Source organism: Bradyrhizobium sp. Pa8 (genome assembly GCF_052588265.1).
On record NZ_CP176767.1, the window covers coordinates 7,493,011 to 7,509,408 of the forward strand.

The 16,398-nt window shown below is 64.2% G+C and carries 22 protein-coding genes and 1 riboswitch; of the genes, 17 read left to right on the plus strand and 5 right to left on the minus strand.

Annotation, left to right across the window (positions count from 1 at the left end):
- Positions 1 to 40 precede the first annotated feature (40 nt).
- Both ACKWRH_RS35520 and ACKWRH_RS35525 read left to right on the plus strand, forming a co-directional pair.
- A complete protein-coding gene (locus ACKWRH_RS35520) occupies positions 41 to 805 on the plus strand; it encodes a response regulator (RefSeq protein ID WP_039153088.1) in 765 nt (254 codons plus the stop codon).
- Positions 806 to 818: 13 nt separating this feature from the next.
- Positions 819 to 2,147, plus strand: a complete 1,329-nt coding sequence (locus tag ACKWRH_RS35525; RefSeq protein ID WP_445217322.1) for an ATP-binding protein — start codon at positions 819 to 821, stop codon at positions 2,145 to 2,147.
- Between the two features lie 108 nt (positions 2,148 to 2,255).
- Here ACKWRH_RS35525 and ACKWRH_RS35530 read toward each other — a convergent pair whose 3' ends face one another.
- Positions 2,256 to 2,456, minus strand: a complete 201-nt coding sequence (locus ACKWRH_RS35530) for a hypothetical protein (protein WP_445217323.1) — start codon at positions 2,454 to 2,456, stop codon at positions 2,256 to 2,258.
- 230 nt (positions 2,457 to 2,686) lie between these two features.
- Here ACKWRH_RS35530 and ACKWRH_RS35535 point away from each other — a divergent pair, with 230 nt between their 5' ends.
- From ACKWRH_RS35535 to ACKWRH_RS35570, 8 genes are all read left to right on the plus strand, one after another.
- Positions 2,687 to 3,238, plus strand: a complete 552-nt coding sequence (locus ACKWRH_RS35535; RefSeq protein WP_445217324.1) for a transglycosylase SLT domain-containing protein — start codon at positions 2,687 to 2,689, stop codon at positions 3,236 to 3,238.
- A gap of 96 nt (positions 3,239 to 3,334) precedes the next feature.
- A riboswitch (TPP riboswitch) is annotated at positions 3,335 to 3,463 on the plus strand.
- The gene (locus ACKWRH_RS35540; RefSeq protein ID WP_014492904.1) at positions 3,451 to 4,461 is read left to right on the plus strand and encodes an FAD-dependent oxidoreductase; all 1,011 of its coding nucleotides are present in this window, start codon (positions 3,451 to 3,453) and stop codon (positions 4,459 to 4,461) included. Its footprint overlaps the riboswitch before it by 13 nt.
- Entirely contained in the window at positions 4,452 to 4,649 is a 198-nt protein-coding gene (thiS, locus tag ACKWRH_RS35545; protein WP_445217325.1) for a sulfur carrier protein ThiS, read from the plus strand. Before ACKWRH_RS35540 ends, thiS begins: the two co-directional genes overlap by 10 nt.
- Before the next feature lie 191 nt (positions 4,650 to 4,840).
- Positions 4,841 to 5,623, plus strand: a complete 783-nt coding sequence (locus ACKWRH_RS35550; protein WP_038934984.1) for a thiazole synthase — start codon at positions 4,841 to 4,843, stop codon at positions 5,621 to 5,623.
- Positions 5,610 to 6,218 carry a thiamine phosphate synthase gene (locus ACKWRH_RS35555; protein ID WP_445217326.1) on the plus strand — a complete coding sequence of 203 codons (609 nt, stop codon included), beginning with the start codon at positions 5,610 to 5,612 and terminating at the stop codon, positions 6,216 to 6,218. Before ACKWRH_RS35550 ends, ACKWRH_RS35555 begins: the two co-directional genes overlap by 14 nt.
- 182 nt (positions 6,219 to 6,400) lie before the next feature.
- Positions 6,401 to 8,299, plus strand: coding sequence for a phosphomethylpyrimidine synthase ThiC (gene thiC, locus ACKWRH_RS35560; protein WP_445217327.1), 1,899 nt, complete (start codon positions 6,401 to 6,403; stop codon positions 8,297 to 8,299).
- Positions 8,300 to 8,539: 240 nt separating this feature from the next.
- Entirely contained in the window at positions 8,540 to 9,397 is an 858-nt protein-coding gene (locus tag ACKWRH_RS35565) for a hypothetical protein (RefSeq protein WP_445217328.1), read from the plus strand.
- A gap of 3 nt (positions 9,398 to 9,400) precedes the next feature.
- Positions 9,401 to 9,913: a mismatch-specific DNA-glycosylase gene (locus ACKWRH_RS35570; RefSeq protein ID WP_445217329.1), complete on the plus strand. Its 513-nt coding sequence runs from the start codon at positions 9,401 to 9,403 to the stop codon at positions 9,911 to 9,913.
- Positions 9,914 to 10,010: 97 nt separating this feature from the next.
- On the opposite strand, the gene ACKWRH_RS35575 is transcribed toward ACKWRH_RS35570, so the two are convergent.
- Positions 10,011 to 10,739 carry an SDR family oxidoreductase gene (locus tag ACKWRH_RS35575; protein ID WP_445217330.1) on the minus strand — a complete coding sequence of 243 codons (729 nt, stop codon included), beginning with the start codon at positions 10,737 to 10,739 and terminating at the stop codon, positions 10,011 to 10,013.
- 154 nt (positions 10,740 to 10,893) lie between these two features.
- On the minus strand, positions 10,894 to 11,331 hold the full coding sequence (locus tag ACKWRH_RS35580; protein WP_445217331.1) for a VOC family protein: 438 nt from the start codon (positions 11,329 to 11,331) through the stop codon (positions 10,894 to 10,896).
- A 165-nt stretch (positions 11,332 to 11,496) separates the two neighbouring features.
- On the opposite strand from ACKWRH_RS35580, the gene ACKWRH_RS35585 reads away from it, so the two are divergent.
- The 3 genes from ACKWRH_RS35585 (at position 11,497) to ACKWRH_RS35595 (ending at position 13,438) form a co-directional block, all read left to right on the plus strand.
- Positions 11,497 to 12,147 carry a glutathione S-transferase family protein gene (locus ACKWRH_RS35585; protein WP_445217332.1) on the plus strand — a complete coding sequence of 217 codons (651 nt, stop codon included), beginning with the start codon at positions 11,497 to 11,499 and terminating at the stop codon, positions 12,145 to 12,147.
- Between the two features lie 194 nt (positions 12,148 to 12,341).
- Positions 12,342 to 12,734, plus strand: coding sequence for a hypothetical protein (locus ACKWRH_RS35590; protein ID WP_445217333.1), 393 nt, complete (start codon positions 12,342 to 12,344; stop codon positions 12,732 to 12,734).
- A gap of 11 nt (positions 12,735 to 12,745) precedes the next feature.
- A complete protein-coding gene (locus tag ACKWRH_RS35595) occupies positions 12,746 to 13,438 on the plus strand; it encodes a glutathione S-transferase family protein (RefSeq protein ID WP_445217334.1) in 693 nt (230 codons plus the stop codon).
- A gap of 125 nt (positions 13,439 to 13,563) precedes the next feature.
- Here the strand turns inward: ACKWRH_RS35595 and ACKWRH_RS35600 are convergent, their stop codons facing one another.
- Positions 13,564 to 13,998, minus strand: a complete 435-nt coding sequence (locus ACKWRH_RS35600) for a hypothetical protein (protein ID WP_028152303.1) — start codon at positions 13,996 to 13,998, stop codon at positions 13,564 to 13,566.
- Between ACKWRH_RS35600 and ACKWRH_RS35605 the strand changes: the two genes are divergently transcribed.
- The 4 genes from ACKWRH_RS35605 (at position 13,997) to ACKWRH_RS35620 (ending at position 15,771) form a co-directional block, all read left to right on the plus strand.
- Positions 13,997 to 14,338, plus strand: coding sequence for a hypothetical protein (locus tag ACKWRH_RS35605; protein ID WP_445217335.1), 342 nt, complete (start codon positions 13,997 to 13,999; stop codon positions 14,336 to 14,338). The genes ACKWRH_RS35600 and ACKWRH_RS35605 overlap by 2 nt on opposite strands.
- A 129-nt stretch (positions 14,339 to 14,467) precedes the next feature.
- Entirely contained in the window at positions 14,468 to 14,851 is a 384-nt protein-coding gene (locus tag ACKWRH_RS35610; protein WP_445217336.1) for a RidA family protein, read from the plus strand.
- Positions 14,852 to 15,020: 169 nt separating this feature from the next.
- On the plus strand, positions 15,021 to 15,281 hold the full coding sequence (locus ACKWRH_RS35615; RefSeq protein ID WP_445217337.1) for a hypothetical protein: 261 nt from the start codon (positions 15,021 to 15,023) through the stop codon (positions 15,279 to 15,281).
- 238 nt (positions 15,282 to 15,519) lie between these two features.
- Positions 15,520 to 15,771, plus strand: a complete 252-nt coding sequence (locus ACKWRH_RS35620; RefSeq protein WP_445217338.1) for a hypothetical protein — start codon at positions 15,520 to 15,522, stop codon at positions 15,769 to 15,771.
- A gap of 107 nt (positions 15,772 to 15,878) precedes the next feature.
- Here ACKWRH_RS35620 and ACKWRH_RS35625 read toward each other — a convergent pair whose 3' ends face one another.
- Complete coding sequence (locus tag ACKWRH_RS35625; RefSeq protein ID WP_445217339.1) at positions 15,879 to 16,364, minus strand: J domain-containing protein; 486 nt, start codon at positions 16,362 to 16,364, stop codon at positions 15,879 to 15,881.
- Between the last annotated feature and the right edge of the window lie 34 nt (positions 16,365 to 16,398).

A 16,398-nucleotide genomic window follows, 5' to 3' on the forward strand; every position in this document is an offset into this window, starting at 1 on the left:
ATCTTCGCCATTTGGCCCGAATCTTGGACAAACAAAGCGCATGGCCAATCCCAACATCCTGGTCGTCGAGGACGACCGCGAAACCCGGACGTTGATTGCAAAGTACCTGCGCAACAACGCCTGCAACGTCACCACCGTGAGCGATGGCCGGGAGATGTCGCGTGCCTTGGCCGATCACAGGGTCGACCTCATCATCCTCGACGTCATGCTGCCCGGCGAGGACGGCCTAAGCCTGTGCCGCAAGGTACGCTCGGAGGCGCAGACGCCGATCATCATGCTGACCGCGCGCGGCGAGGACGTCGATCGCATCGTCGGCCTCGAGATGGGCGCGGACGACTATCTGCCAAAACCGTTCAACCCGCGCGAGCTGCTCGCGCGCATCAACGCGGTGCTGCGCCGCCAGGCCGCAGCCCAGGCGGCAAGCTCGATCGAGGGCGCCTCCACGCTCGTCTTCGAGGGCTGGCGCATCGATCTGCGCCTGCGCGAATTGCGCAATCCGGAAGGCGCGCGCGTGGCGGTGACCAGCGCCGAGTTCGATCTCCTGCGGACGTTCTGCGAACGGCCCGGCCGCGTGCTGTCGCGCGACAGCCTGCTCGACCTCACGCAAGGGCGCAACACCGGCTCGTTCGAGCGCTCAATCGACGTGCTGGTCAGCCGCATCCGCCGCAAGATCGAGCCCAATCCGGCCGATCCCACCATCATCAAGACCGTGCGCTCCGGCGGTTATCTGTTCACGCCCCGGACTGAAGCGGCTGGGACTGAAGCAGCTGGCAATGAAGCGGTCGCGGCGACGCTGAGCAGTTAGTGGAGCGGTCGTCATGACGCCGTTCCGCTTCTTCCACCTCAAAAGCATCGGCGGACAGATCGCCGCGCTGGTGGTGGCGTCGATCGTCGCGCTGCATCTGATCCTCACCGCCAGCTTCCTGATCAGCCGGCCGGACCGAGCCGAGCCGCCGCCCGACGCCGCCCATCAGCTCGCGGACGCGGCCCTGCTGCTCAACGGCACGGATGCGAGCGAGCGGCCGCGCATCCTCGCCAATATCGTGCGTGCGTTTCCGAAGGCCGGCATCGAGCTCCTCGCGCCAGGGACCTTCTCCGTCGCCGACGACAGGGACGGCCCGCATCTGCGCAACGTGCGCCGGCATCTCGGCCATCAGTACAAGGTGGTCGCGCTGGCCCCGAACTTCGGCGTGCACCGCGTCGCGGTCGAGCTTCCCGACGGCAGTGTGATCGCAGGTCGCGTCGAGCAGGGCCCGCATCCGCCGCGGTTCTGGGGCGGCCCCTGGATGATGACGCTGCTGTTCGCGCTGATCAGCGTCACGATGCTCGGCCTGTGGGCGGCCTACGCGCTGGCCGCGCCGCTGTCCTCGTTTGCCAGGGCAGCCGAGAATTTCAGCCTGGACGGGACGGCCGATCCGCTGCCCGAGCGCGGCCCGGAGGAGATCCGCTCGGTCGCGCGCGCGCTCAACCGCATGCATGAGCGGATCGCGCGGCTGATGTCGGATCGCACCCGGATGCTGGCGGCGATCAGCCACGACCTGCGAACGCCGATCACCCGGCTGCGCCTGCGCGCCGAGTTCATCGAGGACGAGGGCAACCGCAGGCGCATGCTGATCGATCTCGACCAGATGCGCTCGATGCTGGAGTCCGTGTTGTCGCTGCTGCGCAACGACCGCAAGATCGAGGCGATGACGCTGGTCGACATCGCGAGCACGCTCCAGGTCATCGCCGACCAGTTCGGCGACATGGGTCATGTCGTGCACTATGACGGCCCCGCTTCCGCGACGGCCGCCGCGCGGCCCGACGATCTGCACCGCGGCATCACCAACCTCGTCGAGAACGCGGTGCGCTTCGGCGCCGAAGTGTCGATCCGCCTCGACGTATCAGGCACAAGGCTCGTCATCGACGTCGAGGACGACGGCCCCGGCATCTCGGATGCGCGCAAGCAGGAGATGCTGGAGCCGTTCGCGCGCGGCGACGACGCACGCACCATGGACGAGCACACCGGCTTCGGGCTCGGCCTGTCGATCGCGCGCGCGATCGCGATCGCTCATGGCGGCGAATTGTCGTTGCACGACCGCGCGCCGCACGGGCTGATCGTGCGGATGCAATTGCCGGTGTGGCAACAGCCGCGGCAGGCGGCGTAAGGCATGATCCAGACCCGAAGGGCCGCGTTAGCGCAAACCGTACAGCGGTTTTCCCTCGCGACAAACGCGGAACGCGTGTGCGCGGAGATCATGCCCTAACGGCACGCCTCAGGCGGCGAGCGGCGGATGCTCGATCGGGTGCTCATCGAAGATCGCCACCGCCTCGAAGCGGTAGCCGCAGGCGTGGCATTTCCAGAGATAGGAAACGCGGCCTTCGCCCGGCTCGATCCAGTCCGGAGACGGGATCGGTGCCCCACATTGCGCGCAGGGGTTCTGCTTGGGGATGTCGCCGATGTTTGCTCGGGTCATGGACGTCCTCCCGAATGCTGGTTTTGAATAGCGATTTTTTGGGCGAACGCACGAATGGACAGACCTGCTGTCGCGTAACGCACACCGCCAATCGCAATCCTAACCTGGGTTTGAGTCGTAAAAACGACGGCCCCGCGAAAATCGCCGCTGGCGGCGTTTCGCCACATCATCGCCGTGTTCCCACGGCCTAACGCGCACGGTGCAGGTTCGTTCTGCCGAGGAATAATTCAATGAAAATTTTGCGTATTGCCGTGCTCGCTGCGTCCGGGCTGATGTTGCCGCAGGCCGCATTCGCGGGCGAAGCCGAGTATGCCGAGATGGTCGCGGCCCATGCCCGCGCCAACGGCGTGCCCGAAGCGCTGGTGCATCGCGTCATCATACGCGAGAGCCGCTATCAGCCCGGCCTTATCGGCCGCGGCGGCACCATCGGCCTGATGCAGATCAAGCTCGCGACCGCCCGCGGGGTCGGCTACACCGGCGACGCCGCCGGCCTGCGCGATCCCAACACCAACCTCACCTACGCCGTCAAATACCTCGCCGGCGCCTATCGCGCGGCCAATGGCGACCACGCCCGAGCCGTGCGTTATTTCGCGGGCGGCTATTACTACGTTGCAAAGCGGCAGCGGCAGGAGGCCGTGCAGGTCGCCAATATGGGCGGCACCAATATGGGCGACACCTGGCTCGAGCCGAACGGCAATCCGCAGCCGATGTTCGGGACGGCGCCGCATAAGAAGCTGGCCCAGCGCGTCCGCAATGCGCGGGCGCAGGTTCCCAACCACTAGCCACCGTCATTCCGGGGCGATGCGTCAGCATCGAGCCCGGAATGACAGCCCTGTGGCCAAGCGCGTTGACCACCCCGTCCCGCTGGCATACATTAGAGGCGTTCCGAGGGGTGCTCCGAGGAGGAGCTGAGATACCGCTAAATGGGTCAGAAGGCCCAGGACCGCGGTGACCCTTTGAACCTGATCCGGGTCATGCCGGCGAAGGGACAGGGATGTTGCAGACCACCAAGCGACCGGATTCCCCGGTATCCATCATCGGCGCAGGCATTGCAGGTGCGTGGCAGGCGCTGTTGTTCGCGCAGGCCGGCCATGCCGTCACCCTACACGAGCGCGGTGACGCCGCGATGACCGATTCCACCAGCCATTGGGCCGGCGGGATGCTCGCGCCCTGGTGCGAGGCGGAGGTCGCCGAACCCATCATCTCCAGGCTCGGCCAGCGCTCCCTGGACATCTGGCGGCGCGAGCTGCCGGACACCCCCTTCAACGGCTCGCTGGTCGTCGCCCACCCGCGCGAGCGCAACGATTTCGAGCGCTTTGCGCGGATGACCGAAGGCCACCGCCGGCTCGATGCGACCGGCCTTGCCGAGCTCGAGCCGTCGCTGGAGGGCCGCTTCCGCGACGCGCTGTTCTTCCCGACCGAGGGCCATGTCGAGCCGCGCCGCGTGCTGCCGAAGCTGCACGAGCGCATCCGGGCCGCCGGTGGCACCATCAAGTTTGATAGCGACGTCTCCGCCAAAGACCTCGACGGCATCGTGATCGACTGCCGCGGCCTTGGCGCGCGCGACGAGCAGGGCGAGCTGCGCGGCGTCAAGGGCGAGATGATCCTGATCGAGACCGGCGAGGTGCGGCTGGCGCGCCCGGTGCGGCTGATCCATCCGCGCTGGCCGCTCTACGTGATCCCGCGCGAGGACAATCTGTTCATGCTCGGCGCGACCTCGATCGAGGCCGAGGACACCGGCGTCAGCGTGCGCTCGGCGCTGGAGCTGCTGGGTGCGGCCTATGCCGTGCATCCGGCTTTCGGCGAGGCGCGGATCGTCGAATTCGGCTCGGGCTTGCGCCCTGCTTTCCCCGACAATCTGCCGCGCATCGGCATTCGTGGCGAGAGGATCGCCGTCAACGGCCTCTACCGCCACGGCTTCCTGATCGCGCCGGCGCTCGCCGAGCTGACGCTGCAATACGTCCAGCGCGGCCAGATCGACAATGAGGTGATGCAATGCGCGTGATCGTGAATGGCGAGCAGCGCGAGATCAATGCGGCCAGCGTCGACGCGCTGCTCACCGAGCTAGACTACGAGGGCACCCATTTCGCCATCGCGCTCAATTACGACGTCGTGCCGAAGAGCCGCTGGGCCGAGACCCACCTCAAGGCCGGCGACGAGATCGAGATCATCACGCCGCGGCAGGGAGGGTGAGGTGATGCTTGCCACCACGAACTCCGCCGTCATCCTGAGGTGCGAGCCGCCTCCGGCTCGCCTCGAAGGATGGCCGCAAGCGGCGCAGTCATCCTTCGAGGCGCGCAAGTGCGCGCACCTTCAGCGACGAGCGCTTCGCGCTCGCGCGGAGATGACGGTCTGTGCAAGTCGCCTGCAAGGAAATTAAAACCATGGTGACCTTCTACGGCAAAACCTTCGCCTCCCGCCTGCTGATCGGCAGCGCGCTGTATCCCTCGCCCGCGATCATGCAGGCGGCGATCCGTGCCTCCGGCTCGAACATCGTCACGGTGTCGCTGCGCCGTGAAGCCGCCGGCGGCAAGACCGGCGATGCGTTCTGGAATCTGATCCGTGAGCTCGACGTCAGCGTGCTGCCGAACACCGCCGGCTGCCGCAGCGTGCGCGAAGCCGTGACCACCGCAAAACTCGCGCGCGAGCTGTTCGGCACGTCCTGGATCAAGCTGGAAGTGATCGCCGACAACGACACGCTGCAGCCCGATGTCGTCGGACTGGTCGAAGCCGCCACCATCCTGATCAAGGACGGCTTTGAGGTGTTCCCCTATTGCACCGAGGATCTCTCGGTCGCGAACCGCCTGGTCGATGCCGGCTGCAAGGTCGTCATGCCCTGGGCCGCGCCGATCGGCTCGGCCCGCGGTATCACCAACCGCGACGCGCTGAAACTGCTGCGCGAGCGGCTGCCTGATATCACGCTGGTGGTCGATGCCGGCATCGGCGCGCCGTCGCATGCGGCCGAGGCGCTCGAGCTCGGCTACGACGCTGTGCTGCTCAACACGGCCATCGCAAAGGCCGCCGATCCCGTCGCGATGGCCAATGCCTTCCGTCTCGGCTGTGATGCCGGCCGGACCGCCTACGAAGCCGGGCTGATGAACGCCCGCGACTTCGCCTCCCCCTCCACCCCTGTCGTTGGGACCCCGTTCTGGCATGCCGTATCCTGATCGCTTCTATCCCGTCGTCGACAGCCTCAAATGGGTCGAACGCCTGACCAAGCTCGGCGTCGGCACCATCCAGCTGCGCGCGAAAGACCTCAACGACGCCGACGCGCTCCAGATCGTCACCGACGCGCTGGCGATCACGAAGGACACGCAGGCCAAGCTGGTCGTGAACGACTATTGGCGCGCGGCCGTCGTCGCCGGCGCAAAATATCTGCATCTCGGCCAGGAGGACCTGGCGGACGCGGACCTCAACGCCATCCGCGAGGCCGGCCTGTCGCTCGGCATCTCCACCCATGACGATTCGGAGCTCGAGACCGCGCTTGCCGCAGAGCCCGACTACGTCGCGCTCGGTCCGATCTTCTTCACCACGCTGAAGTCGATGCGCTTCGAACCGCAGGGCATTCCGAAGATCACAGAATGGAAGAAACGGATCGGCAGCATCCCGCTGGTCGCGATCGGCGGCATCAAGTTCGAGCACGCCGCGGAGATCTTTGCCGCCGGCGCCGATTCCATCGCCGTCGTCAGCGACGTCACCCAAAACGCCGACCCGGACGCGCGGGTGCGCCAGTGGCTCGGCCAGTCCGCGGAGGCTGCGTGATGCACGCTCCGCTCTCACCCCACACTCCACTGTCATCGCCCGGCTCGACCGGGCGATCCAGTACGCCGCAGCCTCTCGGCTCCAGCCGCACCGCCTCGGAGTACTGGATCCCCGCTTTCGCGGGGATGACAGCGGTAATTGTCTCTCGCACAGCGACACACACGAATTAACCGGAGGATCCCATGAACATCCGCTCCAATCCCGACAAGACCGTTCCCGCCGTCACCACCGGCCCGCTGCCCTCGTCGCGAAAAATCTTCGCGTCTCCGGACGCTGCGCCCGACATCCGCGTGCCCTTGCGTGAGATCATCCTCTCCGAGGGCGCCGGCGAGCCGAACCTGCCGGTCTATGACACCTCGGGCCCCTACACCGACCCGACCGTCACCATCGACGTCAACGCCGGCCTGTCGCGCAACCGTCTCGCCTGGGTCAAGGAGCGAGGCGGCGTCGAGGAGTATCAGGGCCGCGATATCAAGCCGGAGGACAATGGCAACGTCGGCGCCTCGCATGCCGCAAAGGCCTTCACCGCGCACCACAAGCCGCTACGCGGCCTCGACGGCCACAAGATCACCCAGCTCGAATTCGCCCGCGCCGGCATCATCACGAAGGAGATGATCTACGTCGCTGAGCGCGAAAATCTCGGCCGCAAGAAACAGCTCGAACGCGCGGAGGCAGCGCTCGCCGATGGCGAAAGCTTTGGTGCCGCGGTGCCCGCCTTCATCACGCCGGAGTTCGTCCGCAGCGAGATTGCGCGCGGCCGCGCCATCATCCCCTGCAACATCAACCACGCTGAGTTGGAGCCGATGATCATCGGCCGCAACTTCCTCACCAAGATCAACGCCAATATTGGCAACTCCGCCGTGACGTCGTCGGTGGAAGAGGAAGTCGACAAGATGGTGTGGGCGATCCGCTGGGGCGCCGACACCGTGATGGACCTCTCCACCGGCCGCAACATCCACACCACCCGGGAATGGATTCTGCGCAACGCGCCGATCCCGATCGGCACCGTGCCGATTTACCAGGCGCTGGAGAAGTGCGAAGGCGATCCCGTCAAACTGACCTGGGAGCTCTACAAGGACACGCTGATCGAGCAGTGCGAGCAGGGCGTCGACTATTTCACGATCCACGCCGGCGTGCGCCTGTCCTACATCCACCTCACCGCCAACCGTGTCACCGGCATCGTGTCGCGCGGCGGCTCGATCATGGCGAAGTGGTGCCTCGCGCATCACAAGGAGAGCTTCCTCTATACGCATTTCGACGAGATCTGCGACCTCATGCGCAAGTATGACGTCTCGTTCTCGCTCGGCGACGGCCTGCGTCCCGGCTCGATCGCAGACGCCAACGACCGCGCGCAGTTCGCGGAGCTGGAGACGCTCGGCGAGCTGACCAAGATCGCGTGGGACAAGGGCTGCCAGGTCATGATCGAGGGCCCCGGCCACGTGCCGATGCACAAGATCAAGATCAACATGGACAAGCAGCTCAAGGAGTGTGGCGAAGCGCCGTTCTACACGCTTGGACCGCTGACCACCGACATCGCGCCGGGCTACGACCACATCACCTCGGGCATCGGCGCCGCCATGATCGGCTGGTTCGGCTGCGCCATGCTCTGCTACGTCACGCCGAAAGAGCATCTCGGCCTGCCCGATCGTAACGACGTCAAGGTGGGCGTCATCACCTACAAGATCGCCGCTCACGCGTCCGATCTCGCCAAGGGTCACCCCGCCGCGCAACTGCGCGACGACGCCCTCTCCCGCGCCCGCTTCGACTTCCGCTGGAGCGACCAGTTCAACCTCGGCCTCGACCCCGACACTGCCAAGAACTTCCACGACGAGACCCTGCCGAAGGAAGCCCACAAGGTCGCGCACTTCTGCTCGATGTGCGGCCCGAAATTCTGCTCGATGAAGATCACGCAGGACGTGCGGGATTATGCGGCGACGCTCAATGATCCGAACAGCGTCGGCATGTCGCTGAGCGGGACCGCCGAGGACGGCATGAAGCAGATGAGCGCGAAGTTCAAGGAGATGGGGAGCAGCGTGTATCTGGATGCGGAGAAGGTGAAGGAGAGCAATCGGGTGCTGTGAGAGACCTCAGGATGCCTCCAAGGTTATCTTGATACCTAATGAGGGTGAAAAGCCGGGCAACTGCCCGGCTTTTTTTGCGTTTTGGTTTTTGACCAACTTACCCTTGGTAGATAAGATACCCATCGGCAACTCAGCAATTTTCGAAGACCCATTCTCCCCGAAGAGTACTAGACGTTTGAGGCCGAGTTATTCCAGGTGCAAAAATTAAAAGCTCCATAGAGCTGTAGTTGGAGTGTTAGAATGATGAAAAGTATTTTGCTCAGTGTTTCATTACTGGATGGGCCACAACTCGACCTGAAGACCACCGACCAATACGATAGGATGGCGAGGTTTTTTCTCCGCCAGCGATTGGTGGACCAAACGGCTCGCGCGCTAGCTCTATTTGATATTCCAACGTTGGTTCGACCTGCAACGTCAGAAACCGGACCGATCTATCCTTATGTAATTTCCCAGGACGACGCTTCGCTAGACGACCTCTTATCGAAGCAGGACAGCTATTTTAGGGAAGTCGGGATAACTTCTGGCGACAACTTTCTAGCCATTCCGTTTCTGGGCGGAAAGATTCAGTTCAATATCGAGAATCTGGACCAAGCCGTCACCGGGTCCTATTTTTCAAAGTTTCGGGCGTCGATAACAATTGAGAGCGCAAAACATTTCAGCAGGGATCTCTTCATAGCGGTAGTTGCTCATCTGTTGGTCTCAACAGCGTTTGGTCATGTCCCACGCCACGTTGAACTACCACCGCCTCCACCCGTGCATTACGTCTGTACGGTTGATGGCAGCATTCCAGGAGATCCTGAAAGCCTAATCAGTGAGGCCACGAATGATCTGGGCTTGAGCCAGCAGTCGGCACCAACTCGAATTAAAGAGGTGTGGAAGTCTCGCCAGCTGTGCCTGAAGGCAGCCGGCTTTGATCCTGGAGCCATTGACGGCGTTAGAGGCGTTGCCACGATAAGGGCAGAACAACGCTTTGAGCATTTTTATAGCGTCAAGGTGAACTGGAACTCGAAGGTATTCCAGAGATACATCGTCAAATTGGCGCAGGATCATTCCGCTGATGTCTGCCGCGGTCATCAAGAAAACCACGGATTGCGATAGCATTTGCTCACCTCTTCACCCCACCGCCTCCCCGACCAGATCCGCCCCGACCTCCGCCTCGTCTTCGTCGGCACCGCGGCCAGCACGCGCTCGGCCGAGCTCGGGCACTACTACGCCCATCCCGGCAACCGCTTCTGGCGCGCGATCCATGAGGCCGGCATCGTGCCGCGGCGCTATCAGCCGAGCGAATTCGCCATGCTGCTCGATCTCGGGATCGGCTTCACCGATCTCTCCAAGTCGGGCGCCGGGATGGATCACCAGATCGCGGCCGCATCGATCGACGTGCCGGGGTTCAGGGCGAAGATCGAGAAATATCGGCCGCGGACGATTGCGTTCACGAGCAAGAAGGCGGCGAGCTTGTTTTATGGGAAGCCGTCGAGCGGGATCGCGCTGGGGCGGCAAAAGCGCGATGCGCGCCTGCCGGAGATTTTCGTGCTGCCGTCGCCATCAGGGGCTGCGTCGGGGCATTGGACGCTGGAGCCTTGGCGGGAGCTCGCGGCGTGGATCGCTTCGTAGGGTGGGTTAGCGTAGCGTAACCCACCAAGGTCTGCCCCCGCAGAAACCGAAGCGGTGGATTACGCTTCGCTAATCCACCCTACGAACTGCGGCGCCGCTAAAGATCGAAATTGGTCGGCAGCATGACCACGTCGCGAATGGTCATGCCGCGCGGCCGTGTCAGCATGAACATCACCACGGAAGCCACCTCGCTCGCCTCCAGCAGGCTGCCCGTTTCCCTGGCTTCCTGCAGCTTCTCGGGCGGCCAGTCCGCGAGCAGCGAGGTGACGACCGGGCCGGGCGAGATCGAACCCACGCGAATGCCGTGCTTGAAGACCTGGCGCCGCACCGTCTGGACGAAGCAGTTGATCGCCCATTTGGACGACGCATAGACCGGCTCCCAGGGCGTCGGAAAATGCGCCGCCAGCGAACTCGTGACGATGATGTCGCCGCTCCGGCGCGCGATCATGTGCGGCAGCACATCGTGCACGTTCTTCATCACGACGTTGATGTTCAGGTTCAGCATCCGGTCGATCGCCATAGTGTCGGCATCGACCAGATCGCCACCGACATAGGTGCCCGCATTGGCATGCAGGATGTCGAGCTGGCCTGCCTGCTCCAGGACGCGCGGCAGCAACGATGCGCAATCCCCGGGATCCAGGAGGTCGACGACCAGCGGGATCACGGCGTCGCCATGCTTGTTGCCGAGCGCCTCCAGCGCAGCCTCGTCGCGGTCGACCATCACCACGCGCGCGCCCGCGGCCAGCATGGCCTCGGCACTCGCCAACCCGATGCCCGACGCGGCCCCGGTCACGGCAGCAACCTTGCCTTCCAATTCGTTTCCCATGGGGTCACCATCCTGCTGATGGTCGGCAGTATAGCGATGCAAGGCGAATTGGCGATTCGGATCACTGGCTTCGCAGGGTGGGCAAAGACGCTCTTGCGCCGTGCACGGCGCGCGAAGAGCGCGCCTTTACCCACCCAACGACACCGTCAGCCCCTCACCCCGCGTACGCCCTGTCGAGGTCCGCGATGACGATCTTCCGCATCTCCATCATCGCCTGCATGACGCGGTTCGCCTTGGTGCGGTCGGGATCGCCGAGGTAGCGGCCGAGCGCTGACGGGATCACCTGCCAGGACAGTCCGAATTTGTCCTTGAGCCAGCCGCAACGTGATTCCTCGCCGCCGTCGGCAGTGAGGCGGCTCCAGAAGTAGTCGACCTCGGCTTGCGTCTCCACGCTGATGAAGAACGAGACCGCCTCGGTGAAGCGGTATTGCGGCCCGCCGTTGAGCGCGTGGAAGCGCTGGCCTTCGAGTTCGAACACCGCCATGAAGTCGCTGACGGTCTCGACTTTTGCGTTGGGGAACACCTCCTTGTAGAAGGCGACGGCTTCCGGGACGTTGTTGGCGAACCAGAGGAACGGCGTGATTGACGTCATGAAATTGTATCCTTTCGTCTTGGACCGGACGCGCGACCATCGTTCCAAGGACGAGCGGCGGAACACTGTACCGACATGGGCGCAGGACTTTTTGCGGCACCCTGTCGGAACCCGAGCCGACCATTCGTCCTTTGAATGCAACGCCGATCACCCCGGAGCCGCCAGATGCCCACCATCACAGCCTTTGAAAACTCGCCCGACCGTGGCAAGGGGCAGGCGCGCGACATGCGGGTCCGCTGGGCGCTGGAGGAAGTGGGCCAGCCCTACGACGTCCGCCTCGTGTCGTTCGCGGCGATGAAGACCCCCGCGCATCTTGCGCTGCATCCGTTCGGGCAGATTCCGACCTATGAGGACGGCGATCTCGCTCTGTTCGAGTCCGGCGCGATCGTGCTCCGTATCGCTGAACGCCATGATGGATTGTTGCCAAAGGATGCGAATGCGCGGAGCCGCGCGATCGCGTGGATGTTTGCTGCGCTCAACACGCTGGAGCCGCCGATCGTCGAGTTCGGGATGGCGATGTTGTTCGAGCGCGACAAGAGCTGGTACGAGGAGCGGCTGCCTCTCCTGAAGGATCGCGTCCGTGTCAGGCTCGGCGAATTGTCCCGTCGCCTCGGCGGGACCGAGTGGCTCGACGGCGCGTTCAGCGCCGGCGATCTCATGATGGTGACGGTGCTGCGCCGGTTGAATGCATCTCGCCTGCTGGAGGAATATCCAGACCTCTCCGCCTATGTCGCCCGCGGCGAAGCGCGGCCTGCGTTCCGGCGGGCGTTCGATGCGCAGCTGGCGGTGTTCACCGCTGCATCGACCGGCAGATAGAGGCCGCGCCTCTCACCGAAGCCGGTACATCGGTCCGAATTCATACGTCGTACGGGTGACGCCAGGCGTCCTCCGATCGAATGACGCTGCGCACAATGCGCAAGGACTGTTGCCAGCCCGGCGCTCCGGCGATACGACTTGAGGTGGAAGAGCCTGATATCAACCGGCCCGCATCATCTCAGGAAGGCACCGCCATGAGCGACGATCTCTCCGGCGTCTGGGATGGCAGCTACATTCAACCGGGCACCGGAATGGTCACCTTCACCGCAACTCTGGTCGAAGGCGGTGGCGCGCTCAACGGAAGCGTGACCGAGCCCTGCTCGAACCCGCGATGCCCGCTGCGAACCCACAACGCCTCGATCGCGGGCCACCGCGCCGGCAACGCGGTCTCGTTCGTCAAACACTACGAGCCGCCCGGCCACGGCTACGACACGGTCCATTACGAAGGCACGGTGAATGCCGAGGCGACCGAGATCGACGGGCGCTGGCGGCTTCCTGGCTCTTCCGGCGCATTCCTGATGATCCGCGCCAGCAAGGCCGCGCAAGCGGCCACGACGGAGCAACACGCCAAGGTGCCATCGCGCTGAAGGGAGCAACCATGCTGACGCTCTATTCTTATCCGGAACTGTTCGGCGTCGCCGACAACAACGGCTACGGCCTCAAGGTCTACGCGTTCCTGAAGCTCGCAGGCGTGCCGTTCGTGCACGAGCATGTCTTCGATGCCTCTGCCGCACCGCGCGGGCAGCTGCCTTACATCGTCGACGACGGCGAGACCATCGGCGACAGCGAGACCATCATTGCGCATGCGATCGCCAAATATCGCCTGACCATCGATGCCGCGCTGTCGCAGGACGCACGGCGGACCAATCATTTCGTCACCCGCATGCTGGACGATCTCTACTGGGTGATGTCGTATTCGCGCTGGAAGGACGATCGCTTCTATCCGGCATTCCGCGACGCCTTCATCGCGCAGCATCCGCAACTCAATGCCGAGGGATTGGAGAAGGCGAAGGCGTATAATTCGCAGCGCTATCATTTCCAGGGCATCGGCCGCTACACGCCCGAGCAGGCCTACGCGCGGGGCCTGGCCGATCTGGAAGTGCTGGCGGAGATCGTTCCCGCCGCGGGCTTCGTCCTTGGCGCGGCGCCGACCAGCTGTGATGCCGGCATCTACGGCTTCATCGCCAACATCTATTATTTTCCGATCCCGACGCCGCTGAAGGCCTTCGTCGATGCGCACGCCAATCTCGTCGCGCATTGCGAGCGGATTCACGCGACGGTGAATTCGTAGGGTGGGTTAGCCCTGCGGCTGCGCGGAGCGCAGTCCGCTGGCGTAACCCACCTCGTTGGTCTCCGCGGTGACAGAAGTGGTGGGTTACGCTTCGCTAACCCACCCTACGTACTGCACACCGCGCCCTACCGCATCGTGATCGCGAGCCCGCTCAGATCCGCATTCGCCATCAGGCCGGTCTGGTAGCCCGACAGCTCCAGCACCGCGCCCTTCTGGTTGGTCAGCACGATGGCGCGGGCGCCACGGCCGACGGCGAGGCCGGCACCGGCCGCGCCATAGACGCCGGCGACGTCGGAGGGGCGGTTGATGTTGGAGACGCGGCCACGCAGCACGGTCTTGGAGCCGCCGAAGACGAGGCCGTAATCGAGCCCGCCGGTCGAGAGCCCATAGGAGCGGCCGCGGAAGTTCAGCACGCCACTCCCGCCCGAACCGCCGATGATCCAGCCCGCCTTGTAGATCGTCAGCACCACGGTGCCGCCGTCGGCCATCGCCGAGGTCGAGAGGCCGGCCAGAGCGGCAATGGCGACCAGCGCGGCGCGGAAGGTGGTAGCGAGCTTCATGGGGCGTCTCCGGGGGCTATTTCTCAAGGGAGGATTCGAATCAGATGCAGCGAATGTATCCGATGGATCGCGGCGGCAACATGATGGGGTGGACGTGTGGCGTGAGATGCAGCCGCACACTCAACTGTCATCGCCCGGCTCGACCGGGCGATCCAGTATTCCAGAGGCGCCGGAGATCGAACCGAGAGGCCGCGGCGTACTGGATGCCCCGGTCAAGCCGGGGCATGACAGCGGAGTTTGGCTCAACAAGACACAATCACCATCATGCCATTCTGCCCCTGTTTTGCCCGACGCAGCAATCGATTATTTCGCCATTACCGAATTCGAAAAAGATCAATGATTTCCACACGGTTTCTACTGTGCATGGGGTTGTTTTCGCATTTTTTGTTTTGCCCCCTCTTCCAACGCGGATTGCAACTCCCCCGCATCCCGCTACGCTCGTGCGTCTCAGCCCATCCGAGGTGACCCCATGTCGATCCAGCATTTCGCACCCCCGCCGCACGTCAAGGCGCCGCCGCTGTCCTTTGCCACGCGTGTCGGCGATCTCCTGTTCGTCTCCGGCATTCCCGGCTTCGACGGCAATGGCGCGCTGCCGGACGGTTTCGAGGCGCAGTTCGCCAACGTCGCCGTCAACATCAAGCGCGTGCTGGACGAAGCCGGCGCGACGGTCCGCGATCTCGTCAAGGTCAACGTGCTGCTCACGCGCGCCTCGGACGTCGCCGCGATGAACGCACTCTATGCCGGTGCGTTCGGCCCGCCGCCCTACCCCGCGCGCACCACCTGCGTGGTGCACGCCCTGCCCGACCCGAAAATGCTGATCGAGATCGAGGCCGTTGCATCGCTGGCGAAGTGAGCCACGCTTAGCGTATGTGTCTTGGCGCATGTGTCTTGCCGGGCACTCGGCCGAACCAAGTGCACGGCTCCCTCTGACATATCCGTGAAACGGCCGCCCCTCGGCTTGCCAAGGACCTGCTTTTACCGCACGAATTTTCGGGTCACACTTCCCCACAAGGAGATTTTTCATGCGTCGCGTTCTCGCCCTCTGTGCCGTTGCCGGCATCGCCACCTCCGTGTTTGCCGTGCCGGCCTCGGCGGCGGTCGGCTATTACGTGATCCGCTGGGACAATACCGGCATCTGCCAGGTCTGGAACGAGGACCTGAAGTACAAGCCGTTCCAGTGGGGCGCGTCGACCTACAAGGTCGTCAGCAAGCCGCTCCCGACCTTCACCGCGGCGTCAGATCTCCAGATCAAGCTGCGCTCTGAGCGCCGCTGCACGCTCTGAGCGTCACGCGACGAATTTGATTTTGAGGGCGGGCCGCGCGAGCGACCCGCCCTTTTCCTTTGCGGGCGCGCGCTGGTTTTCCGGCTCAAATGACGCATTTCCTGCGCGCATGCTTTGAACCTGATCAGCCGACGGACCTACTCACATCTTGTCCGGGGCGCATCCCCAAAAGCGCTCCACACCATCCCTCCCGTCATTGTCGGGAGGCGCATCACATCTTTCATTTGAGGAGCTGATCATGCGTCGTATTTCCGTGCTGTGCGCTGCTGCCGGTCTTGCCGTCACTGCCTTCGTCGCCGCGAGCCCTGCCGAAGCCAGCTATCACCTGATCCGCTGGCAGGACACCGGCTTCTGCCAGATCTGGGACGACAGCATCCCGACCACGCCGTGGTTCTCCGACTACACTCGCGTCAGCGCGACGGTGCCGACCTTCGTCGACGCACTCGTGCTGAAGGATCACGCGTTGAAGAGCGGTCACTGCACCTGGTAAGATTTCGATCGGCGGATCGACGAGCGGGCAAGGGCGCGATGCGTCCTTGCCCGCTCTTTTTTTGGCCTGCACATGGCGGACCGCCGAGCCGCAGCGACAGCGCGCGCTCACGCGTCCTTGTGCGCGCCGGGATGGATCAGGATGTCGCGCGCGGCAGCGAGGTCGATGAAGGCTTGCGCGCTGCCGCCCTGATCGGGATGCTTGCCCTTGGCGGCGCGGCGGTAGGCCTGGTTGATGTCGTCGCAGGTGAGCTGCACGGCAAGCGGCAGGCCGAGCATCCTGCGGGCACGATCTTCGCTGGAGAGCTGCTTCGGCATGGCGTTGCGGCGCCCGAAGCGCGGCGCCGTGAGATCATGGACGACCTCGAGGATCACGCCGACGCGGCGCTGGGCCGCCAGCGTGATGCCGTGATCGTCATTGTCCACGGCCTGGCGCAGCACCGGAAGCGCCTGCTCGGCCGCCTGGCGCAGCGTGGCATCCGTGCTCATGCGCACGATCTCGGCCACGAGCCGGCCCGCCTCGGCCCAGTCGGCCGGCTGCGCCGACCGCAGGCGTTCGAGAGCGAGTTTCCAGGATTCAAGCCGTCCCATCATGCGCGCAACGTTTAACAATGAAGATCAGTATGCC

Excerpts from the sequence above, each read along its gene's own strand:
- ACKWRH_RS35535 (WP_445217324.1), top strand. The coding sequence starts at position 2,687 with ATGAAAATTTTGCGTATTGCCGTGCTCGCTGCGTCCGGGCTGATGTTG.
- ACKWRH_RS35530 (WP_445217323.1), bottom strand. The coding sequence starts at position 2,456 with ATGACCCGAGCAAACATCGGCGACATCCCCAAGCAGAACCCCTGCGCG.
- ACKWRH_RS35590 (WP_445217333.1), top strand. The coding sequence starts at position 12,342 with ATGAGCGACGATCTCTCCGGCGTCTGGGATGGCAGCTACATTCAACCG.
- ACKWRH_RS35565 (WP_445217328.1), top strand. The coding sequence starts at position 8,540 with ATGATGAAAAGTATTTTGCTCAGTGTTTCATTACTGGATGGGCCACAA.
- ACKWRH_RS35540 (WP_014492904.1), top strand. The coding sequence starts at position 3,451 with ATGTTGCAGACCACCAAGCGACCGGATTCCCCGGTATCCATCATCGGC.
- ACKWRH_RS35625 (WP_445217339.1), bottom strand. The coding sequence starts at position 16,364 with ATGATGGGACGGCTTGAATCCTGGAAACTCGCTCTCGAACGCCTGCGG.
- ACKWRH_RS35575 (WP_445217330.1), bottom strand. The coding sequence starts at position 10,739 with ATGGGAAACGAATTGGAAGGCAAGGTTGCTGCCGTGACCGGGGCCGCG.
- ACKWRH_RS35600 (WP_028152303.1), bottom strand. The coding sequence starts at position 13,998 with ATGAAGCTCGCTACCACCTTCCGCGCCGCGCTGGTCGCCATTGCCGCT.
- ACKWRH_RS35585 (WP_445217332.1), top strand. The coding sequence starts at position 11,497 with ATGCCCACCATCACAGCCTTTGAAAACTCGCCCGACCGTGGCAAGGGG.
- ACKWRH_RS35525 (WP_445217322.1), top strand. The coding sequence starts at position 819 with ATGACGCCGTTCCGCTTCTTCCACCTCAAAAGCATCGGCGGACAGATC.
- ACKWRH_RS35520 (WP_039153088.1), top strand. The coding sequence starts at position 41 with ATGGCCAATCCCAACATCCTGGTCGTCGAGGACGACCGCGAAACCCGG.
- thiS (WP_445217325.1), top strand. The coding sequence starts at position 4,452 with ATGCGCGTGATCGTGAATGGCGAGCAGCGCGAGATCAATGCGGCCAGC.
- ACKWRH_RS35615 (WP_445217337.1), top strand. The coding sequence starts at position 15,021 with ATGCGTCGCGTTCTCGCCCTCTGTGCCGTTGCCGGCATCGCCACCTCC.
- ACKWRH_RS35555 (WP_445217326.1), top strand. The coding sequence starts at position 5,610 with ATGCCGTATCCTGATCGCTTCTATCCCGTCGTCGACAGCCTCAAATGG.
- ACKWRH_RS35605 (WP_445217335.1), top strand. The coding sequence starts at position 13,997 with ATGGGGCGTCTCCGGGGGCTATTTCTCAAGGGAGGATTCGAATCAGAT.
- ACKWRH_RS35610 (WP_445217336.1), top strand. The coding sequence starts at position 14,468 with ATGTCGATCCAGCATTTCGCACCCCCGCCGCACGTCAAGGCGCCGCCG.
- ACKWRH_RS35620 (WP_445217338.1), top strand. The coding sequence starts at position 15,520 with ATGCGTCGTATTTCCGTGCTGTGCGCTGCTGCCGGTCTTGCCGTCACT.
- ACKWRH_RS35580 (WP_445217331.1), bottom strand. The coding sequence starts at position 11,331 with ATGACGTCAATCACGCCGTTCCTCTGGTTCGCCAACAACGTCCCGGAA.
- ACKWRH_RS35595 (WP_445217334.1), top strand. The coding sequence starts at position 12,746 with ATGCTGACGCTCTATTCTTATCCGGAACTGTTCGGCGTCGCCGACAAC.
- thiC (WP_445217327.1), top strand. The coding sequence starts at position 6,401 with ATGAACATCCGCTCCAATCCCGACAAGACCGTTCCCGCCGTCACCACC.
- ACKWRH_RS35550 (WP_038934984.1), top strand. The coding sequence starts at position 4,841 with ATGGTGACCTTCTACGGCAAAACCTTCGCCTCCCGCCTGCTGATCGGC.